Annotated in this window: 2 rRNA genes; both read left to right on the forward strand. The window is 53.5% G+C overall.

The features are described 5' to 3' along the window. Nucleotides 1–2,316, forward strand: a 23S ribosomal RNA gene (locus ACGYLQ_RS20670); the annotation flags it as partial. Between the two features lie 181 nt (nucleotides 2,317–2,497). Then, nucleotides 2,498–2,612: ribosomal RNA gene (gene rrf / locus ACGYLQ_RS20675) — 5S ribosomal RNA — on the forward strand. The last annotated feature ends 30 nt before the right edge of the window (nucleotides 2,613–2,642 follow it).

Here is a 2,642-nt window from a genome sequence, read left to right on the forward strand (position 1 = left end):
GAACGCCTACAATCAGTTGGAGCATCCTTGCGATGTGACAGCGTACCTTTTGTATAATGGGTCATCGACTTGGTCTCACGAGCAAGCTTAAGCCGTTAGGTGTAGGCGCAGCGAAAGCGAGTCTTAATAGGGCGTCGAGTTCGTGGGATCAGACCCGAAACCGAGTGATCTAGGCATGGCCAGGTTGAAGATAAGGTAACACTTATTGGAGGACCGAACCCACATCTGTTGAAAAAGATCGGGATGAGCTGTGCCTAGGGGTGAAAGGCCAATCAAACTCGGAGATAGCTGGTTCTCTGCGAAATCTATTTAGGTAGAGCGTCATCCGAATACCCTCGGGGGTAGAGCACTGGATGGGTAATGGGGCCCCACAGGCTTACTGATCCTAACCAAACTCCGAATACCGAGGAGTACTGGATGGCAGACACACGGCGAATGCTAACGTCCGTCGTGGAGAGGGAAACAACCCTGACCTCCGGCTAAGGCCCCTAATTCATGGCTAAGTGGGAAAGCAGGTGAGACGACCAAAACAACCAGGAGGTTGGCTTAGAAGCAGCCATCCTTTAAAGATAGCGTAACAGCTCACTGGTCTAAATAAGTTGTCTTGCGGCGAAGATGTAACGGGGCTCAAGCCATGAGCCGAAGCCGAGGATGCATTTATTGCATGGTAGCAGAGCGTAGTGTGACATAGTTCCATGTCTCCTTAGCCACCCAGTTCGATTGGTTTACCCCAACCGGACCGTGGCATTGGAGACGCGGAGCTTTCTGTGAAGCCGGCGCGTGAGCGATCCGGTGGAGAGATCACTAGTGAGAATGATGACATGAGTAGCGACAAAGAGTGTGAGAGACACTCTCGCCGAAAGTCCAAGGGTTCCTGCTTAAAGCTAATCTGAGCAGGGTAAGCCGACCCCTAAGGCGAGGCCGAAAGGCGTAGTCGATGGGAACCAGGTTAATATTCCTGGGCCAGATGGAAGTGACGGATCGCAGGGGTAGTTCATCCTTATCGGATTGGATGGGCTGCTGAGCGGTCCCTGGAAATAGCTCCATCATCAGATCGTACCCTAAACCGACACAGGTGGACAGGTAGAGAATACCAAGGCGCTTGAGAGAACTATGTTGAAGGAACTCGGCAAAATACCTCCGTAAGTTCGCGAGAAGGAGGCCCGGTTCCTAGGCAACTAGGGGCTGGGGGCACAAACCAGGGGGTGGCGACTGTTTATTAAAAACACAGGGCTCTGCGAAGTCGCAAGACGACGTATAGGGTCTGACGCCTGCCCGGTGCCTGAAGGTTAAAAGGAGGAGTGAGAGCTCTGAATTGAAGCCCAGGTAAACGGCGGCCGTAACTATAACGGTCCTAAGGTAGCGAAATTCCTTGTCGGGTAAGTTCCGACCTGCACGAATGGCGTAACGACTTCCCCGCTGTCTCCAACATAGACTCAGCGAAATTGAATTACCGGTCAAGATGCCGGTTACCCGCGGTTAGACGGAAAGACCCCGTGCACCTTTACTACAGCTTCACACTGGCATTAGGCCGAACATGTGCAGGATAGGTGGTGGGCTTTGAAACCGAGACGCCAGTCTCGGTGGAGCCTCCCTTGAGATACCACCCTTGTTCTGCTTGATGTCTAACCGCGGACCGTTATCCGGTTCCGGGACCCTGTGTGGCGGGTAGTTTGACTGGGGCGGTCGCCTCCTAAATCGTAACGGAGGCGCGCGAAGGTTGGCTCAGAGCGGTCGGAAATCGCTCGTTGAGTGCAATGGCAGAAGCCAGCCTGACTGCGAGACTGACAAGTCGAGCAGAGTCGAAAGACGGCCATAGTGATCCGGTGGTCCCAAGTGGGAGGGCCATCGCTCAACGGATAAAAGGTACGCCGGGGATAACAGGCTGATACTGCCCAAGAGTCCATATCGACGGCAGTGTTTGGCACCTCGATGTCGGCTCATCTCATCCTGGGGCTGGAGCAGGTCCCAAGGGTACGGCTGTTCGCCGTTTAAAGAGGTACGTGAGCTGGGTTTAGAACGTCGTGAGACAGTTCGGTCCCTATCTTCCGTGGGTGTAGGATACTTGAGAGGAGTTGCCCCTAGTACGAGAGGACCGGGGTGAACGATCCACTGGTGGACCAGTTGTAATGCCAATTGCAGTGCTGGGTAGCTATGATCGGACAGGATAACCGCTGAAGGCATCTAAGCGGGAAGCCCCCCTCAAAACAAGGTATCCCTGAGAGCCGTGGTAGACCACCACGTCGATAGGCCAGAGATGTAAGCGTAGTAATACGTTCAGTTGACTGGTACTAATTGCTCGATAGGCTTGATTTGATCCAGTAGAAGCAAGACTGCTTAAACAGATCAAAAGCATACACATACAATCAGTCGTACATGACTTGGACAGACAACGCTTTGCGCTCCAATAGAGACGGAGCGGGAACGGGGATCCTTCGGATACCCCGCCTCCCGCCGCCGCTCTGCTGCGCAGAGCGCTGACTAGGAATTTATTCGGTTTGGTGATCATAGCGCGAGCAAAACACCTGGTCCCATCCCGAACCCAGCCGTTAAGTGCCGTAGCGCCGATGGTACTGCGTCTTAAGACGTGGGAGAGTAGGTCATCGCCAAACCTAATAAGTTCCTAGACTACAGTATCTCTC

This window comes from Sulfitobacter sp. 1A12779, assembly GCF_043557315.1.
GTDB lineage: Bacteria > Pseudomonadota > Alphaproteobacteria > Rhodobacterales > Rhodobacteraceae > Sulfitobacter > Sulfitobacter faviae.